General features: G+C 66.4%; 15 protein-coding genes, 1 tRNA gene and 1 pseudogene. 11 read left to right on the top strand and 6 right to left on the bottom strand.

All coding sequences use genetic code 11. The features are described from left to right. Positions 1–53 precede the first annotated feature (53 nt). The 5 genes from C1933_RS18830 (at position 54) to C1933_RS18815 (ending at position 6,248) form a co-directional block, all read left to right on the top strand. On the top strand, positions 54–3,029 hold the full coding sequence (locus C1933_RS18830) for a TonB-dependent receptor (protein WP_108754482.1): 2,976 nt from the start codon (positions 54–56) through the stop codon (positions 3,027–3,029). A gap of 63 nt (positions 3,030–3,092) precedes the next feature. Beyond that, the gene (locus C1933_RS18825; protein ID WP_108754481.1) at positions 3,093–4,448 is read left to right on the top strand and encodes a Gfo/Idh/MocA family oxidoreductase; all 1,356 of its coding nucleotides are present in this window, start codon (positions 3,093–3,095) and stop codon (positions 4,446–4,448) included. A 253-nt stretch (positions 4,449–4,701) separates the two neighbouring features. Further along, positions 4,702–5,031: a hypothetical protein gene (locus tag C1933_RS18820; RefSeq protein WP_108754480.1), complete on the top strand. Its 330-nt coding sequence runs from the start codon at positions 4,702–4,704 to the stop codon at positions 5,029–5,031. Between the two features lie 131 nt (positions 5,032–5,162). Continuing rightward, positions 5,163–5,468: a hypothetical protein gene (locus tag C1933_RS20175; RefSeq protein ID WP_234414585.1), complete on the top strand. Its 306-nt coding sequence runs from the start codon at positions 5,163–5,165 to the stop codon at positions 5,466–5,468. Between the two features lie 72 nt (positions 5,469–5,540). Next, on the top strand, positions 5,541–6,248 hold the full coding sequence (locus C1933_RS18815; RefSeq protein WP_108754479.1) for a DKNYY domain-containing protein: 708 nt from the start codon (positions 5,541–5,543) through the stop codon (positions 6,246–6,248). 12 nt (positions 6,249–6,260) lie between these two features. Here C1933_RS18815 and C1933_RS18810 read toward each other — a convergent pair whose 3' ends face one another. The 3 genes from C1933_RS18810 to C1933_RS18800 form a co-directional block, all read right to left on the bottom strand. Then, complete coding sequence (locus C1933_RS18810; protein WP_108754478.1) at positions 6,261–6,674, bottom strand: DUF5615 family PIN-like protein; 414 nt, start codon at positions 6,672–6,674, stop codon at positions 6,261–6,263. Beyond that, the gene (locus C1933_RS18805) at positions 6,671–7,375 is read right to left on the bottom strand and encodes a DUF433 domain-containing protein (protein WP_108754477.1); all 705 of its coding nucleotides are present in this window, start codon (positions 7,373–7,375) and stop codon (positions 6,671–6,673) included. Before C1933_RS18805 ends, C1933_RS18810 begins: the two co-directional genes overlap by 4 nt. Positions 7,376–7,513: 138 nt before the next feature. After that, positions 7,514–7,590 (bottom strand) — tRNA-Arg (locus tag C1933_RS18800). 150 nt (positions 7,591–7,740) lie between these two features. On the opposite strand from C1933_RS18800, the gene ubiA reads away from it, so the two are divergent. Together ubiA and C1933_RS18790 are read left to right on the top strand one after the other, a co-directional pair. Further along, positions 7,741–8,634: a 4-hydroxybenzoate octaprenyltransferase gene (gene ubiA / locus C1933_RS18795; RefSeq protein WP_108754476.1), complete on the top strand. Its 894-nt coding sequence runs from the start codon at positions 7,741–7,743 to the stop codon at positions 8,632–8,634. A 295-nt stretch (positions 8,635–8,929) separates the two neighbouring features. Further along, entirely contained in the window at positions 8,930–10,354 is a 1,425-nt protein-coding gene (locus tag C1933_RS18790) for a TIGR00366 family protein (protein ID WP_199911390.1), read from the top strand. A gap of 247 nt (positions 10,355–10,601) precedes the next feature. Here C1933_RS18790 and C1933_RS18785 read toward each other — a convergent pair whose 3' ends face one another. Beyond that, positions 10,602–12,266 carry an AMP-binding protein gene (locus C1933_RS18785; protein ID WP_108754474.1) on the bottom strand — a complete coding sequence of 555 codons (1,665 nt, stop codon included), beginning with the start codon at positions 12,264–12,266 and terminating at the stop codon, positions 10,602–10,604. Positions 12,267–12,343: 77 nt separating this feature from the next. Next, entirely contained in the window at positions 12,344–12,814 is a 471-nt protein-coding gene (locus C1933_RS18780; RefSeq protein ID WP_108754473.1) for a hypothetical protein, read from the bottom strand. Between the two features lie 271 nt (positions 12,815–13,085). On the opposite strand from C1933_RS18780, the gene C1933_RS20285 reads away from it, so the two are divergent. After that, positions 13,086–13,250, top strand: coding sequence for a hypothetical protein (locus C1933_RS20285; RefSeq protein WP_180886923.1), 165 nt, complete (start codon positions 13,086–13,088; stop codon positions 13,248–13,250). A gap of 87 nt (positions 13,251–13,337) precedes the next feature. Here the strand turns inward: C1933_RS20285 and C1933_RS18775 are convergent, their stop codons facing one another. Next, positions 13,338–13,961 carry a YiiX/YebB-like N1pC/P60 family cysteine hydrolase gene (locus tag C1933_RS18775; RefSeq protein ID WP_108754472.1) on the bottom strand — a complete coding sequence of 208 codons (624 nt, stop codon included), beginning with the start codon at positions 13,959–13,961 and terminating at the stop codon, positions 13,338–13,340. An 80-nt stretch (positions 13,962–14,041) separates the two neighbouring features. Here C1933_RS18775 and C1933_RS18770 point away from each other — a divergent pair, with 80 nt between their 5' ends. The 3 genes and pseudogenes from C1933_RS18770 to C1933_RS20410 form a co-directional block, all read left to right on the top strand. Then, the gene (locus C1933_RS18770) at positions 14,042–14,548 is read left to right on the top strand and encodes a hypothetical protein (RefSeq protein WP_108754471.1); all 507 of its coding nucleotides are present in this window, start codon (positions 14,042–14,044) and stop codon (positions 14,546–14,548) included. Between the two features lie 101 nt (positions 14,549–14,649). Continuing rightward, entirely contained in the window at positions 14,650–16,479 is a 1,830-nt protein-coding gene (locus C1933_RS18765; RefSeq protein WP_234414584.1) for a M3 family metallopeptidase, read from the top strand. A gap of 35 nt (positions 16,480–16,514) precedes the next feature. Further along, a pseudogene (locus C1933_RS20410) lies at positions 16,515–17,000 on the top strand (TPM domain-containing protein); the annotation flags it as partial. Positions 17,001–17,361 lie beyond the last annotated feature (361 nt).

Raw genomic sequence — 17,361 nt, 5'->3', positions numbered from 1 at the left:
AATCGCTTTCGCGCCGCCCACCCGCCGCGCACCCCTGCCAGGAGAGAACCCCGATGTTGCCCGCCCGCCATGCTCGTCCGCCCTGTCGTTCGCTCGCCCCGTTGTCGCTGGCCATTGCCGGCGTGCTGCTGTCCATCGCCCTGCCTGCTGCCGCCCAGGACAGCAAAGACGCCGCCACGGACCTGGCCCGCATCGAAGTCACCGGCTCCAACATCCGCCGCACCGACGTGGAGACCGCCTCGCCGGTGCAGGTGATCAGCAAGCAGGACATCCAGAACATGGGCGCGCGCACCCTGCTGCAGGTGCTGGACAACCTGCCCGCCGCTCGCCCGGCGCAGCAGGATTCGCGCTCGCTGTTCACCGGCTCCGATGGCGCATCGCAGGCGAACCTGCGTGGCCTGGGCGCGCAGGGCACGCTGGTACTGCTGAACGGCCGTCGCCTGTCGTACTACGGCGCGCCGGCGGGCTTCCAGACCCAGTTCGTCAACATCGACGCCATTCCCGCCGCCGCCATCGAACGCATGGAAGTGCTGACCGACGGCGCCTCGGCGGTGTACGGCACCGACGCGGTGGCCGGCGTCATCAACGTGATCACCAAGCGCAATTTCCAGGGCGCGGAGATCACCTTCAGCAACGACACCTCCTCGCGCATCGACTCTTATGGCGAACGCCAGGCCAGCATCACCGCCGGCTTCGGCGACCTGACCGAAAACCGCTTCAATGTGTACGGCGCAGTGAACATGTACCGCCGCGATGCGATTCCGCTGGCCGATTTCTATGACAAGCGGCCGGACCAGTTCTACGTCAACAACCCCAACTACCTGACCAACCTGCGCCTGGGCGTGGGCAGCAAGCCGGGTCAGTTCAACCCGGGTACCTATTTCGCCTTCGATCCGGTGACCGGCCGCCGCGTGCAGGAAGCTGCACCGGGCTGCCAGAACGTGCTGCAGGGGCAGGCAGCGGGCCCCAGCTGCGTCTGGGAAACCTGGATGAACAACGAGATCGATGCCGGCGCCAAATCCGAGCGCAACACCGCCTACCTCAACGGCACCTTCCTGGTCGGCGACAACACTGAAATCTTCGCCGAAGCCACCTATACCGATATCGACCTGCGCGCCAACGGTGGCACCCCGCGCGCCTACGGCACCACCACCGGCAACCCCAGCAGCTGGTTCTCGCGCGATACCGGCACCACCGTGAACCAGTTCCTGTACCCCTACCTGGGCCCGAACAACGAATACAACCACGCCAGCCCGGAACTGAAGGCGCTGATGGGCGGCGTGGTGGGTCTGAACTACCTGCTGCAGGACGCCGGCCCGAACTACTTCGGCCAGCGCAACACCGACCAGAGCTACCGCGTACTGACCGGCGCGCGTGGCAACGTGGGTGACTGGAACTGGGAAACCGCGTTCGCCACCGCCGGTACGCACTCGGTCACCTACCAGACCATCAACGTGAACCTGAAGGGCTTCGAGAAAGCCTTCGGCCCGTACTCGGTGGACCCGGGCACCGGCCGGGTGATCATTTCCGACCACCCTGCCTACAAGTTCGGTGAAATCAGCGAGGCCAACGCGGCACTCATCCGCGAAGCTTTCCCGACCTTCGACATCCAATCGTGGACGCGCCTGCATACCCTGGACGGCAAGATCGAAGGCCCGCTGGCGCAGCTGCCGGCCGGTGAAATGCGCGCGGCGTTCGGCTTCAACGCCAGCCGCGAAACCTTCTACACCCCCGGCAACCCGGATGCCGCTGCCGGCCTGATCACCCAGCAAGGCGGCTCGTGGTTCGATGGCGCGCGCAATACCTATGCGCTGTTCGCCGAAACGGTGGCGCCGATCACCGACAAGTTGGAACTGGACGCCGCGCTGCGCGTGGACAAGTACCCGAACTTCAAGGCCAACGTGGCGCCGAAGATCGGTTTCAAGTACCAGGCGTTCGACCAGCTGATGCTGCGCGGTACCTATTCCACCGGCTTCCGCGCACCCAGCCTGGCCGAATCGGGCAGTGGCGGCGTGTTCGCCCAGCTGGGCGGCTACCGTGACGATGTGCGCTGCGACGAAACCAACGCGATCGCCAACCTACTGCTGAAATCGCAGCGCCCCGGCGATGTCGACCTGGGCAAGGGCCTGCTGAACGTGGATTGCAGCCGCACCGTGGCCCGCATGACCCAGCCCAACCAGGACCTGAAGCCGGAAAAGGCGAAGATCGCCACCCTGGGCTTCGTCTACGAGCCGGCCAGCTGGCTGTCGGTGTCGGCCGACTACTGGTTCATCTACCGCGACAACGAAATCGTCGCGCCGGATTTCACCAAGGACACCGACATCATCGCTTCCACCCGCTCGCCGATCACCGACGCTGACCGCGCCAACGTGGCCCAGCTGGCCGCGATGTGTGCCGACCCGGCCAGCGGCGTGGCCTGCCCTGGCGTGCTGCCCGGCTACAGCGTAGGCAACGTGGCCAGCGTGGTGGGCCAGTACAAGAACCGCGGCAAGACCCTGGTCGACGGCTTCGACGTGGATGCGCGCAGCCGCTTCTCGCTGGGCGAATGGGGTGGGCTGAACATCGGCCTGGCCGCGACCATCGCCAACCGCAACCGCTACTACATGGATGAAGAGAGCGGCTGGTACTACGGCGATGTGGTGGGCTACTACAACAACCCGCGCCTGCGTGCCACGCTCAATGCCGACTGGACCTACAAGCAGGTGACCACCAGCATGTTCGTGAACTACGTGGGCGGCACCAAGTGGGCACGCGACCGGGTGGACGAAGTGGACAACAATGCGCAGACCTGCACCGCCGGCTTCCTGGCCCTGGAAAAGAGCAAGTGTGACGGCGCACCGTCGTGGTGGACCGCCAACCTGAGCGTGACCTGGCGCCCGGACGATGCCTGGAACCTCAGCTTCACCGTCAAGAACCTGTTCGACCGCCTGCCGTTCTACGACCCGAACAGCTTCCTGGGCGATTCCAGCGATTACGCCACCATCTTCGGCCGCGGCTACAGTGTCACCGTGGGCTACAAGTTCCAGTAAACCGATCGTGTGACCCGGCGCGCCGGCTGCGGCTGGCGCGCCTTCAAGAGGAGAGTAAGAGCCATGCAACGTAGGGAATTCATTGCGGCCGGTGCCGCCATCGCCGCCAGCAGCCTGCTGCCGCAGACCCCCGCCTGGGCACGCGGGCGCAAGGTGCGCCTGGCCCTGATCGGCACCGGCATGCGTGGCCTGGTGCTGCTGAAAGAGCTGGTGCGCCGCGATGACGTGGAGGTCGTCGCCTTGTGCGACATCGAACCGATCATGCTGGGCCGCGCCATGGACATGGTGGCCAAGGCCGGCAAGCCCGCGCCGAAGACCTACGGCCAGGACCGCGACAGCAACGCGTGGAAGCGCCTGCTGGAACAGAAGGGCATCGATGGCGTGATCATCGCCACGCCCTGGGAATACCACGCGCCGATGGCGATTGCCGCCATGCAGGCCGGCGTGGCCGTGGGCTGCGAAGTGGTGGCCGGCATCACCCTGCAGGACCACTGGGATGTGCTGAAGACCCAGCTGAGCACCGGCACCCCGTACATGTTGCTGGAAAACGTCTGCTACCGCCGCGACGTGATGGCCGCGCTGCAGATGGTGCGGCAGGGCCTGTTCGGCGAACTGGTGCACCTGCAGGCCGGCTACCAGCACGACCTGCGCGGGGTGAAGTTCAATTCCGGCGATCCCAACCAGCCCTACGACAGCGGCGTGGAGTTCGGCCCCAAGGGCTGGAGCGAAGCACGCTGGCGCACCGAACATTCGGTGCAGCGCAATGGCGAGCTCTACCCCAGTCACGGCATCGGCCCGTGCGCCATGTATACCGGCATCAACCGCGGCAACCGCTTCACCCACATCAACGCGTTCGCGACCAAGGCCCGCGGCCTGCACGACTACACCGTGGCCAAGAGTGGTGGCAACACCCATCCCAGCACGAAGGTGAAATTCAAGCTGGGTGACATCGTGACTACCACGCTGGCCTGCGAGAACGGCGAAACCATCCTGCTGCAGCACGACACCTCGCTGCCGCGCCCGTATTCGATGGGTTTCCGCGTGCAGGGCACCAAGGGCCTGTGGATGGATGTGAACCATTCGATCCACATCGAAGGCCGCAGCCCGCCGCACCAGTGGGAAGAGTTCAAGAAGTACCAGGACCAGTACGAACACCCGCTATGGAAGCAGAATGCCGATACTGCCGCCAGCGCCGGCCACGGTGGCATGGACTGGTTCGTCATCCACGCCTTCGTGGAAGCGCTGAAAGCCAAGGCGCCGATGCCGATCGACATCTATGACGCAGTGACCTGGAGCGCGATCACCCCGCTGAGCGAGCAGTCCATCGCCAACGGCTTCCAGACCCTGGAATTCCCCGACTTCACCGCCGGCACCTGGAAGCAGCGCAAGCCGATCTTCGCCTTCGACGGCACCTACTGACCGGTACACCAACGGCCACGTCGGGCCACGCCCGGCGTCCGCGCGGTCTTTTGTAGAGTCGAGCCATGCTCGACTGCTCTGCTCTGCACGCAGAAGTTCAGGCAGCCGAGCCAGCAATTGTAGAGTCGAGCTTGCTCGACTGCTTTGAACCCAACGCCGGGCCATGCCCGGTGTTGCTGCCGGCGCCTGCGCTACTCTGCACGCAGAAGTTCAGACAGCCGAGCCAGCAGTCCGCAGGAAACGGAGGAAGGTCATGGAAGACACAGTGGTGGAACTGCAGGCCGATAGCGTGGTGTTCTTCTCTCCATGCGACGAGGCGCATTTCTTTGCGTGGTTGGATCAGATGGCATGCGTCGTTGAAGTGGTGGGACGGGGCCGCATCATCTACATCAAGGTCGACCGGCGCCGGGTCGACGCTGACGCGCTGTGTGACATCCTTGCCTTCTTCCAACGGTATGGCATTGCGATGGCACAGCTCAGGGCGTTCGATTCGGAAGCGTTCTCGTCCTGGTTTCGGCGCAGTGACACCTATTGGTACCACCGTGTATTTGGTTCCCGCACAAGCCAGGGCGTTGGTACGTGAGGCGCGAAGGTAGGCTGGCCAGCACTGTTGTACGAGCGGCGGGACTGTCTGCATTACTCGCTGCAACGCTTTGTGGCTGCACGTACCGCTCTGAGCATTACGATAGCGTTGAAGAAGCCAGAGCCAATAATTTGTTTGAGAAAGGCTGGTTGCCTGATGTGCTGCCACCGTCCGCGCATGACCTGAACGTGTTCACTGCAGTAGAGACATCATCGGGCTACGGACGATTTCGTTTTGATCCAAAGGAATACCGGGCCTTCTCAGCCAGGTTGTCGGCGGCAGACGGTCCGATGCCCGAGAGTGATCGCGACAGACGGGCAGCCAGAAAACTGTTGGACGAAGGCTACGAGGCCCGGCGCTACGCGTCCGTTTCGACCCGCTGGCTGTTCCTCTGCAACGCGAACGGAGCGGTGTGCGAGTTCTTTGTCTGGCAATGAGTGCGGCAGAGCCCGTACCCAGCCCCCTGACACTACACTTGACCACTCCCTGGCGCAGGACCCCTCACCCCCATGGCATGGCAGAAGATCAGCGACCTTCCTGACCAACGATTCGTAGGCCCCTACGGCATCGAATACTGGCGAATCGACCAAGGCCAGGTCTTCCACCAGGGCCGCTTGCTGCGCAAGGCCGATGCGGCCACCTTCGAGTTCATTCCCGCCCACTACTTCATCGCGCGTGACGCGCACGCCGTCTACCACGCTTGGACTCGGCTGCCCGCCATCGACCGCGACAGTTTCCGCCAGTGCGGCGATTACTGGCTGGACAACCGCCATGTGTACTTCGAGTACGAAACATCGCTGAAAGCGCTGGCAGAAGCCGACTGCGCCACCTTCCGCAGTCTGGGCGGTGTCTACGGCGCCGATGACAACGGCGCCTGGTACGGCGGCCGGCGCATGAAGCAGTGCCTGCGGGGTGACCGGCTGCAGCTTTCAGCGCTTGACCCGCTGTTCGCGCTGGACGACACCCATGTCTACTGCGACGGGAAGCCGCTGCCCGGCGTGGATCGCGCACGCTGGCGGCTGCTGAACGATGGATTCTCCCGCGACGACAGCCGCATCTACTACCTGGAACGGAAACTGCCGCGCGTGGATGCGGCATCGTGGCGGCCGTTGCAGGGAAGTTGGTCGCGGGACCACAAACACCTGTTCCATATGTTCATGATCGAGACCGACCCGGCGCTGCGTGCGCAGCATGGTTTCAGCGATGACGCGGGGTGACGCTGCAGGCGGTTACCGCGACACCTTGATCTGCGTCAGGCGCCCCCCGGAGGCCCTGGCGTGCGGTACGCGGAACATCGCGCCGGGTTGCACGAGTTCGGCCTGCTGCATCATCTTCGGCCACCACTCCAGAAGCCGCGCTGCGCGCTCGTAGTGGTTGAACGTGCTCCATCCCTTGGCCAGCACGAACACGGTCAGACCGAGGCGTGCGATGGCCTCGCGTTCTGCAGGCTTGCGATGGTGATGATCCTGGGTGACGTGTACGCGGATGCCGCGCTGGGTGGCCGCGTCGAACAGCTCCAGGTCGGTCGTGCCAGGTTTCACGAACTGCCTTACGTGGAAGACTTCGTGCTCGTCCGCACCTGCAATGGCGTCGATGGCCCGGGCCAGCGCGGGCGGAAGATTCTCATCGATCTGCGCCTTCAAGGCGCGGCTCGATTCTCGAACTGCAGTGCTTTCTTCACTGCAGCCAGAGGCAGGTCATACAGTCGTGCCACGCGACGCTCGTCGCCACCTTCGGCCTGCATTGCCTCGACAATGGCGACGGTGGGAACGCCCGATTCGGAAAGGATGGGCTGACCAAAACTGCGCTGGGGATCAAACACCACCGCGCGGGAGCCCTTCAGTGGGAACCATCGTTCGGCACGATCATCGATGCCCAGCTCAATGCCCTCACGCAGTGACGGTGCGATGACTTTGCGCATCACGTCCTGGCGCTTCACCACATCCACCAGTGCGGCATCGCCGCTGTCGCCCACCAGTTCCATGAAAATGCGGCGCCCGTCGGTCTTGAAGCTGGTGCTGGTGAAGGGATACTCCTTACCGAGCCGTTCGTTCAGTTCGACAATGGTTCGCCGCACCAGGTTGAGTGGCACGCCACAGGCGACGAACGTGCGGACGAAGCGCAGTTCGATCAGATCGCGGAAGCCAATGCCGTCGATCTCTGAATCGGCCCATTGCGACTTCCACAGGGGAGGGTGGACCTCAGGATTTCCGTGCTTCCGGCCCTGGTAGCCCTTCAGCCACCGGCGCAGCTCCGACGAGCTGCCGCCAATGAAGCGCGCGGCATCGGCGTAGGAATAGAGGCCGACGCCGAGGCTTTCCTGTGCTGGCAAGGCGATACCCATGGCAGCGAGTCTACTCAATGCGAAGGGAGCAGGAGTGCAGAGCCACATTCTGCGCCCTGCCGGACGCATGAACTGAGACGGGAGACATGCGGAGGACGAATCTGCCCGCTGCTTGGCAGGCCGTAGCCGACACGAAGATGGCGCGCCCGGAGGGATTCGAACCCCCGACCAATGGCTTCGGAAGCCACTACTCTATCCGGCTGAGCTACGGGCGCGTTGTAGAACCGCCACACCGTCGGCCAGTGCCGGGGCGGGCATCGCAGCGCCATGAAGACGGTGCGGGAGGGGCATTCTATCCAGTTTCGCCGCACAAATCTCCCCCCGGCTGCAAAGTCGGCCGCAGGGCACAGGAGTATCCTAGTGCGATGGCTGATACCCCCCTTTCCGCGCCGCATCCGGCGCCGACGCCGCGCTGGCGTCATTACTGGTCCCTGATGCGCGCTGATCGCCCGATCGGCACGCTGCTGCTGCTGTGGCCCACCTGGTGGGCGTTGTGGCTGGCCGCTGGTGGCCTGCCGCCGCTGTGGACCCTGTTCGTGTTCACCGCCGGCGTGTGGCTGACCCGCTCGGCCGGGTGTGTCATCAACGACTACGCCGACCGCTGGCTCGACCCGCACGTGGAACGCACCAAAGCCCGTCCGCTGGCCACCGGGGCGATCAGCGGCCGCGCGGCGCTGGTGCTGTTCGCGGTGCTGATGCTGGTGGCGTTCGCGCTGGTACTGACCCTGAACGGCCTGACCATCGGCCTGAGCTTCATCGGCGTGTTCCTGGCCGCCAGCTACCCCTACCTGAAGCGCTACACCCATTTGCCGCAGGTGTACCTGGGCATGTCTTTCGGCTGGGGCATCCCCATGGCCTTCGCCGCGGTGCAGGGCGAAGTGCCCACGCTGGCGTGGCTGCTGTACGCCGGCAACATCCTGTGGTCCACCGCCTATGACACCTGGTACGCCATGGTCGACCGCGAGGACGACCTGAAAATGGGCTCGCATTCCACCGCGATCCTGTTCGGCGAACTGGACCTGGTCATCCAGGGCGTGCTGTATGCACTGTTCCTGGCCACGATGGCGCTGGTGGGCGTGCGCGGCGGCCTGGGCGGGTACTACCTGGCCGGCGTGGCGGTGGCCGCGGTGCTGGTGGTGTATGAATTCTGGATCTGCCGCAACCGCGAGCGCGGGCCGTGCTTCAAGGCCTTCCTGCACAACAACTGGGTGGGCGCGGCCTTGTTTGCGGGTATCGCCGCCGATCTGGCGCTGCGTTGATGCCGCCCGCCGGGCATGGCCCGGCGCTAACGGTGTGGGTTTGCGCGGATGGCGCACGGCGCCGGCTTTCGTAGAGTCGAGCTTGCTCGACTGCTCTTCGCGGTCAATCGAGGGCAGTCGAGCAAGCTCGACTCTACGACCAGACCCCCCGCATCCCGGTAGAGTCGAGCTTGCTCGACTGCTCTTCGCGGCCAACCCAGGGCAGTCGAGCAAGCTCGACTCTACGACCAATAGGTGGCTGACAGCCCGCACCCCACCGCCCAGAATCGGGCCATCGAACCTGGGAGGGTAGGCGATGGCCTCGACGGCAGCAGTACAGGACGGCTGGATGGCGCGCGCAGCGCTGCGCTCGGCCGCCTGGGCGGAAAAGTGGTTCCCCGATGCGTACGTGTTCGCGGTGCTGGGCGTGGTCATCGTCGCGCTGGCGGCACTGGGCTTCGGCTCGACCCCGCAGGCCACCGCCAGCGCCTTCGGCGATGGCTTCTGGAGCCTGATCCCCTTCACCATGCAGATGGCCTTCGTGGTCATCGGCGGCTATGCGGTGGCCACTGCCCCGGTCGTCGCCCGCTTCATCGATTTCCTGGCCCGGGTGCCGCGCACCGGCCGTGGTGCGGTGGTGTACGTGGGCCTGGTCAGCATGCTGGCCTCGCTGCTCAGCTGGGGCTTCTCGCTGGTGTTCGGCGGCCTGCTGGTGCGTGCGCTGGCCCGCCGCAGCGAACTGCGCATGGATTACCGCGCCGCAGGTGCGTCGGCCTACCTGGGCCTGGGCGCGGTGTGGGCGATGGGCCTCAGCTCGTCGGCGGCGCAGCTGCAGGCCAACCCGGCCAGCATGCCGCCGGGGCTGGTGGAAATCACCGGCGTGCTGCCGTTCACCGAAACCATCTTCCTGTGGCAGTCGATCGCGCTGACGGCGGTGCTCATCCTGGTTTCGCTGCTGATCGCCTGGCTGACCGCACCGGCTGCCGGCAGTGCACGTACCGCCGAAGATTTCCCCGGCGCCGCGCAGGCCGAGCCGGAACCGCCGCAGCAGCGCACGCGCCCCGGTGAATGGCTGGAGTACAGCCCGCTGCTGACCGTGCTGCTTTCGCTGCTGGCCTTCGGCTGGCTGTTCAACGAATTCGCCAGCAAGCCGGTGGTCACCGCCATCGCCAACCTCAACACCTACAACTTCCTGTTCATTTCGCTGGGCCTGCTGCTGCACTGGCGGCCGCGCAGCTTCCTCAACGCGGTGGCCAAGGCGGTGCCCAGCACCACCGGCGTGCTGATCCAGTTCCCGCTGTACGGCGGCATCGCGATGATCCTCACCCATGCCGCCGGCGGTGATGGGCAGACGCTGGCGCATCGCCTGTCCAGCCTGTTCGTGCACGTGGCCAGCACCGATACCTTCGCCCTGGTGATGGGCGTGTACTCGGCGGTGCTGGGCTTCTTCGTGCCCTCCGGTGGCGGCAAGTGGATCATCGAGGCGCCGTATGTCATGCAGGCGGCCAACGAACTGAAGGCGCACCTGGGCTGGGCGGTGCAGGTCTACAACGCCGCCGAAGCGCTGCCGAACCTGATCAACCCGTTCTGGATGCTGCCGCTGCTGGGCGTGCTGGGGCTGAAGGCGCGCGATATCGTGGGCTTCACCTTCATCCAGCTGCTGGTGCACATCCCGCTGGTGCTGGGCCTGCTGTGGCTGCTGGGCATGACCCTGACCTACGTGCCGCCGGTGATGCCGTAGCAAGCCCGGGGTCAGATCCCTGCCGCAGGCGGGGCTCTGACCCCAACAACCCCCCGTAGAGTCGAGCTTGCTCGACTGCTTTGCGATCCTGCCCTTGTAGAGTCGAGCTTGCTCGACTGCTTTGCGCGACCAAGCCACAGCAGTCGAGCAAGCTCGACTCTACGACCGCGCGGCTGCGCCAGAGCAGTCGAGCAAGCTCGACTCTACGACCGCGCGGCTGCGCCAGAGCAGTCGAGCAAGCTCGACTCTACGACTCCGCCGCTTGCTTCTCGATCTCTGCCTTGCGCAGCAGGAAGCGCTGCACCTTGCCACTGGGTGTCTTCGGTACCTGCGCCACGAACTCCACCTGGCGCGGGTAGGCGTGGGCAGACAGGCGCGAACGCACGTGCTGCTGCAGTTCTGTGGCCAGCGCGTCATCGCCAGTGTGGCCATCGCGCAGGATCACGAAGGCTTTCACGATTTCGGTGCGCTCCGGATCGGGCACGCCGATCACCGCGGCCTCGGCCACCGCGGCGTGTTCCATCAGCACGCTCTCCACGTCGAACGGCCCGATGCGGTAGCCCGACGAGGTGATCAGATCATCAGAGCGGCCGATGAAACTGATCGAACCATCATCCTCCCACTCCACCGAATCGCCCGTGCGGTACCAGCCATCGCGCAGCGCGGGCGTCTCGGCGCCGTAGTAGCCGGTGAACCAGAGAATGGGCGACTGCTGCACATCCACCGCCAGGATGCCCGGCGTGCGCGGCGGCAGTACGTTGTCGTGCTCATCCAGCACCGCCACCCGGTAGCCGGGCATGGCAAAGCCGGACGACCCGGGCCGCACCGCGTGGGCCAGCGCGTGGTGGTTGTTCACCACCATGCCGGTTTCGGTCTGCCCGTAGTGGTCCAGCACCGTGGTGCCCAGGTGTTCGCGGAACCAGCGGGCGATTTCCGGATTCAGCGGCTCGCCCGCGCTGCTGACCACCCGCAGCTGCCCCTTGATGCCGGCGCTGGCCGCAGGGCCGGCACCGATGATCTGCCGGTAGGCGGTGGGCGAGCCCGCCAGGTTGGTTACTCCCAACTGCTGGATGATCTGGTTCAGCCCGGCCACGCTGAAGCCGGCTTCGCTGAAGGTGGTGGCATGGCCCAGCAGCAGCGGGCCGGTGACCCCGTAGTACAGACCATAGGCCCAACCGGGATCCGCAATGTTCCAGAACACATCGTCGGCGCGCAGATCCACCGCCAGTTCCATGTAACTGGCAAAGGCCAGCAAGGCGCGCAGCGGCACCGGCACGCCCTTGGGGCTGCCGGTGGTGCCCGACGTGGACAGCAGGGCCATCAGTTCGTCACCGCGCAGCATCACCGGGGCCCGCTCGGCCGGTGCCTGGTACGTGCGCGCCCGCCAGTCGATATCGCCGTCGGCCACGCGCAGCCCGGTGCCGGCGATGGTGGCTACGGTAGGGCAGCCGCTCACCCCGTCCAGCTTGCTGCGGTTGGCCAGGTCGGTCACCACCAGCCCAGTGCGCCCGGTGGCCAGCCGCGTTTCAATGGCCTTGGGCCCGAACGCGGTGAACAGCGGCTGGTAGATTGCGCCCAACCGCCAGGTGCCCAGGATCACCGCCAGCAGATCGGGCGTGCGCGGCAGCAGGCCGGCCACCACATCGCCACGGGCAATGCCAGCATCGGCCAGTACGTTCGCGGCGCGCGCAGCGGCTTCGCGCAGGTGTTCGAAGGTGTAGGTGTGCAGGTGCCCCTGCGCATCCACCCAGCGCAGCGCGGTGGCATTGCGCCCGCAGTGGCGGTCGCAGCATTCCACGCAGGCATTCACACCGGTCTGCAGATCGCCCTGCAAGCGCGCTTCCCACTGCGCCAGATCGAAGTCGGCCAGGGCCTGGTCGTAGGAAGGCCGTGCTGTGCTGTCGGGGGCCATGCGTGTCTCCGCCAAGTGTCTGCCCGACGATAGGCGCGGCCGGGGGCGGCTGCAAATCGGACCAAAGGCGTAGGCGGTCAGCCGGCGTCGTCCTCGCCGAAGCGCACGCCGTTGAAGGTATGCGTGCAGCAGGTGCACGACGGCACCATGTCCTTCGCCGTCAGCGCCGGCGCCACCCGCTGCAGCAGACCGGCCTCATCCACGTACAGCCCGCTGAAGTACGAGGCCTCGCCCACGCGCACCTGGTCGCGGCGCGGGGCATTGTCGGTGGCCACGATCCAGGTGATGGGTTCGGGCGTATCCAGCCGCGCGCAGGCTTCCGAATGCACCTGCACCCAGGGCTGGCCCACCTTGGACAGCAGGAAGCGGAACAGCGGTGTGTAGTCGCGCCCGTGGCGGTGCCCGCCATGCATCGAACCGCGCGTGGCCTCGCTGGCCAGCGTGCCCTTGCGATGGCGCTCGTTGCGGTACTCGCCGCCGTGCTCGCCGTGGCGGCTGTTGCGTGCCCGTGCGTTTACCCGGCGGAACAGCGGGGCGGAACGGTCCATCGTTCACTCGGTGTAGAGAAGGGCATCGATTGTCGGGCGGCCCCGCGCAGCCAGCAAGCGCCCGGCCGCCTTAATGGGCGCGGCACGAGGGCCGGCATAAGCACATGCGCAACCCGCATGAACCCTTCATGCGCTTGCGGCACAAGGGCCCGCGCGTGTTCATTCACCGTCGTGCACGCGCCCGTAGCCGCGCTGCAACGCGTGGTTAACCTTCGGCTGCAGACCATGCGCACGTCCACCGCATTCCGCGCGTGGCATTTGGAGATCGGACATGGCACAGCAGAACCAGAACCCGAACCAGAAGCAGCAGGGCCAGCAGAACCAGCAGGATCAGCAGCAGGGGCGTGGCCGCGACCAGCAGCAGCAACAGCAGCAGGAACAGCAGCAGCGCAACCAGCGCAACCAGCAGCAGGGCGGCCATGACGAAGAAGAATGACCCGCGTGCAGCCCACGCGTGAACGATGAAGCCCCGCCTGGTGCGGGGCTTCGTCTGTTATGGCAAGCGTGATTACAACAGGCGTGTTTACAGCAGGCCCACCCGCTGCAGCGCGGGGGTGGCCGCCATGTCGTTGGGGTTGGTGCCGGGAAGATCCTGCGGCACCGCCATGCCCATGCCGGCATACAGATCCACCCAGTGCTGGGAAATCTTGCCGGTCTGCGGATTGCGGAAGTTCATCGGCTGCAGCGCGAACACATGGTGGGTGCGGAACGCGCGCTCAATGAAATCCGAACAGTAGTAGCTGTCCTCGTTCAACACATAGGCCGTGTTGTACGGCTTGCCCAACAGGGTGCGCGCCGTGGCGATGGCATCGGCCAGCACCTGCGGCGGCGCCGCGCGCAGGCGGTACACCACGATCTGCCGCTGCTTGTCCCGCGCATCCTGGCGGAATTCCGCCAGCGTCTGCTGCCGCGAGCCCTTTTCATCGGCGTGCAGCACCTGCAGTTCACCCGGCCCATCGGCCACCAGGGCCACGTGGTCGAAGCGGGTGCCGCCTTCGCGCGCGGTGGCATCATCAATGGCGGCGCTCAGGCCGGTCTGGCCGGCGCTGACGAACAGCAGATCGCCGGGCCGCGCTTCCACGGCCAGCGCAACGGCCGGCCACAGCGCGGGCAGCAACAGGCCAATCAACAGAAACAGGGCGCGCATGGCAGGGCCGGGCTCGGGAAAAACGCGATTGTACGGCGCAGGGTAGGATGGTGCGACCGAACCGGAATCAGGATGATCCCATGCGCTGCCGTCGTTCCCTTGTGCTGCTGGCCCCTGTCTTCAGCCTTGCCCTGGCCGCCTGCACCCAGGCCCCGCAGGCTTCGCAGCCGCAGCCGGCAGAAGCGCCGGCCCCTGCTGCGCAGGCCGCCGCAGCCGCACCCGCTACGCCCGCCGCACCGGCCTGCCCGCACGAGCAATTCGATACCTTCCTGAAGCACTTCGGCAATCAGATTGCGCTGCAGGAAACAGCCACCGCCGATCCGCTGCGCGACAGCTACGTCGATGCCGGTGCCGAGCCCGAGCCGAAGACCGTGGAAAAGCAGCTGCCGCTGGCCGAGGTGGAATGGCCGGTGATGCCGGATCCGGCCACGCTGGCCGGCCGTGGCCGCGAAATGACCATCACTGCGCAGGCCGATGGCCAGATGCAGGTGCTGATGCGCACCCCCGATACCAGCGACCAGCAGGTCTACACCTTCGCCCGCACCCCGTGCTGGACGCTGGTGAGCCGGGCTGATGAATCGATCTGAACAACGCCGGCCTCGCGGCCCCGGTAGAGTCGAGCTTGCTCGACTGCTGTTGGCGTAATGCGAAAGGCAGTCGAGCAAGCTCGACGCTACAAGGACATGCCATGAACACCCGCAGGATGCAAACCTTCGCCCACGTCGCCGCGCTGTTGCTTGCCACTGGAACCGCCAGCGCGCAGACCGTGCACGCCGATGACCGCGCGTATTTCGCCAGCGCCGGCGCCGAGCAGACCGCGCGCTCGGTTCTGGCCGAGAAGACGGCGGCGCTGCAGGCGGCGACCGGGGGCGATCCCGCCGTGCGCTTCCGGCAGGCCGAGCAGCTGCAGGCGCAATGCCTGCGCCACTATGCCTACCTGCACCTGCAGGCCGGCCGCGATGCCCGCGATCGTCGCCCGGCGCAGGCGTTGGACCAGGTAATGGGCTTGTGCGGCAGCATTGCCCGCGCCGGCAGGGCGGCCCTGCATGCGGCGCCGGCCGATGCCGGCTGGGCCAACGCCTACCCGTTCCTGCGCGAGCGTGCGCAGCAGGAGGCCGCGCTGCCCAGTAACGCCGCGCTGGATGACGCGGTGGATGCGTTGGCCGGCCCGGCCATGGACAGCTTCGCGCGGCTGCGCCGACAGATCATGCGCACGGCCGTCTATCCGCAACTGCAGCACGACGGGCGCCAATGGGACACCGGCGCCGATCGGCTGGCGCTGGCCCAGCAGCCCGACCGCGCGCTGCGCGAGGCAGGTTGGAAGGGATACTGGCAGGGCCTGCAGTCGCGGCGCGATCCGATGGCGTCGGTGCTGCTGGGGCTGGTGCAGGTGAACGACAGCGCCTCGCAGCTTCAGGACCACGCCTCGGCTACCGAGCGTGGCTATCGCCACATGGGGCTGGACGCTGCCACCGTGCAGACCACGCTGGCCGCGGTGGAACGCCATGCCCCGCAGCGTGATGCCTACCAGCAGCAGCTGCTGCGGCACGCAGAAAACAACGGCGTGTCGAACCCGCAGCCCTGGGATACCACGGTGCCCGATGCCGGCTACGTGCCGCCCGTGCTGACCCTGCAACAGCTGCGCGATACCGCCGCCGATGCCATGCAGCACTTGGGTCCGGCCTACGTGGAAGAGCTGCGCGCGCTGCTGGACCCTGCCAGCCAGCGCATGGATCTGGACACCGCGCGCGGCCAGCGCAGCCAGGATGCATTCCCGGTGTTTGCACCCGATGCACCCGCGCTGTTGTTCGTGGGCCAGCGTAGTGGTGATCTGGAAAGTGACGTGGAGATCGTCCACGAAGCCGGGCACAGCCTGCACGGGCAGTGGATGCAGCGGAACCATGCATCGCCGCTGCAGCTCAATGGCAGCGCGTGGCTGACCGAAGCGTTTGCGATCTACAACGAACTGCGCTTCCGCGAACGCCTGTACCAGCAGGCGCAGGACCCGCGTGCCAAGGCGTACTACCTCAAGTCGCTGCTGGACGACATGGTGCTGCAGGTGTTCACGTCGGCAGAAGAGGCGCAGCTGGAGCGATCGATCTACCAGGGCGTGGCCAACAATACCCTGGGCACCGCCGATGATCTGGACCAGCTTACCGGGCAGGTGCTGGCGCGCTATGGCCAACAGCCGCAGCGCTACCCGGAACTGCGCAACGCCTGGATCGGCAAGCGCTTGATGTATGAAGACCCGAACTACCTGGTCAACTACCTCTACGCCGGGCTGCTGGCCGTGCAGTTGTACGCGCTGGACCAGCAGGACCCGGAAGGCTTCCGCGTGCGTTACCTGCAGGTGCTGGGCGAAGGCTTTGATCGCGCACCCCAGCAGCAGGTGGCGCAGCTGTTGGGGTATGCGCCCGACTGGCCCGCGCTGGTCGATGCGGACATGCAGTTGTTCGAAGACAACGTCGCCCAGCTGCGCGCGCTGCATGCGCAGATCGACAGCGAGCGGCATCGGTGAAGCAGGCGCTGGGCCGCCTTGCGTCGTGGCCGGCGCTGCTGCTCCTGCTGCTATGGCCCGTGCTGGCCTGGGCGCAGGTGCAGGTGCCGCCGCTGGATGGCCCGGTGGTCGACCCGGCCGGTGCACTGCGCCCGGCCACACGTGCCACGTTGGAAGAGCAGGCGCGCGCGCTGCAGGCCCGCAAGGGCGGCGCGCAACTGCAGGTGCTGCTGGTGGGCAGTACAGGCCAGGAAAGCATCGAGGCTTACGCGCAACGGGTGTTCGACCAGTGGCAGCTGGGTCGCAAGGGCGTGGATGACGGCGTGCTGCTGCTGGTGGCCGTGCAGGACCGGCACGTGCGTATCCAGCCCGGCTATGGGCTGGAAGGCGCCATTCCCGATGCCTACGCCAAGCGCATCATCGAAGAAGCCATCCTGCCGCGCTTCCGCGAGGGCGATCTGGACCAGGGCGTGCTGGACGGCAGCGCGTTGCTGGCAGGGCTGGTGGACGGCGAGCCGTTGCCACCGCCACGCAGCAACCATCTGCTGGATCTGGACTGGCAGGGCATGGATACGATCCTGCTGCTGGCGTTGATGGCCGGGTTCGCGCTGGGCCGCTGGCAGGGGCGCGGGGCAGCCGTGCCGGTGCGACGGTGGTGGTACCGCCCGCTGCACTGGCTGGCGCTGATCGCGCTGGCCGGGCTGGCGACCGCGGCGTGGGCGCCGCGGCAGATCGTGCCGATGCTGTTCTTGCTGGCAATGGCCGTACCACTGGCGTGGGTTTGCGGGCACCGGTGGCGGCGCAGCACGTCGCTGCGGCGCACGCTGTGGGGCCTGCTGGTCGCCAGCATCGGTATCAGCGTGGTCGTGCTCGCCACGCGCGGGGTGTTCCCTGGACTGTTCG

The organism is Stenotrophomonas sp. ZAC14D2_NAIMI4_6 (assembly GCF_003086875.1).
In the GTDB taxonomy this organism is placed as follows: Bacteria; Pseudomonadota; Gammaproteobacteria; order Xanthomonadales; family Xanthomonadaceae; genus Stenotrophomonas.
The sequence above is the reverse complement of the archived record's forward strand: the minus strand, read 5'-3'. Positions and strand labels throughout refer to the sequence as shown.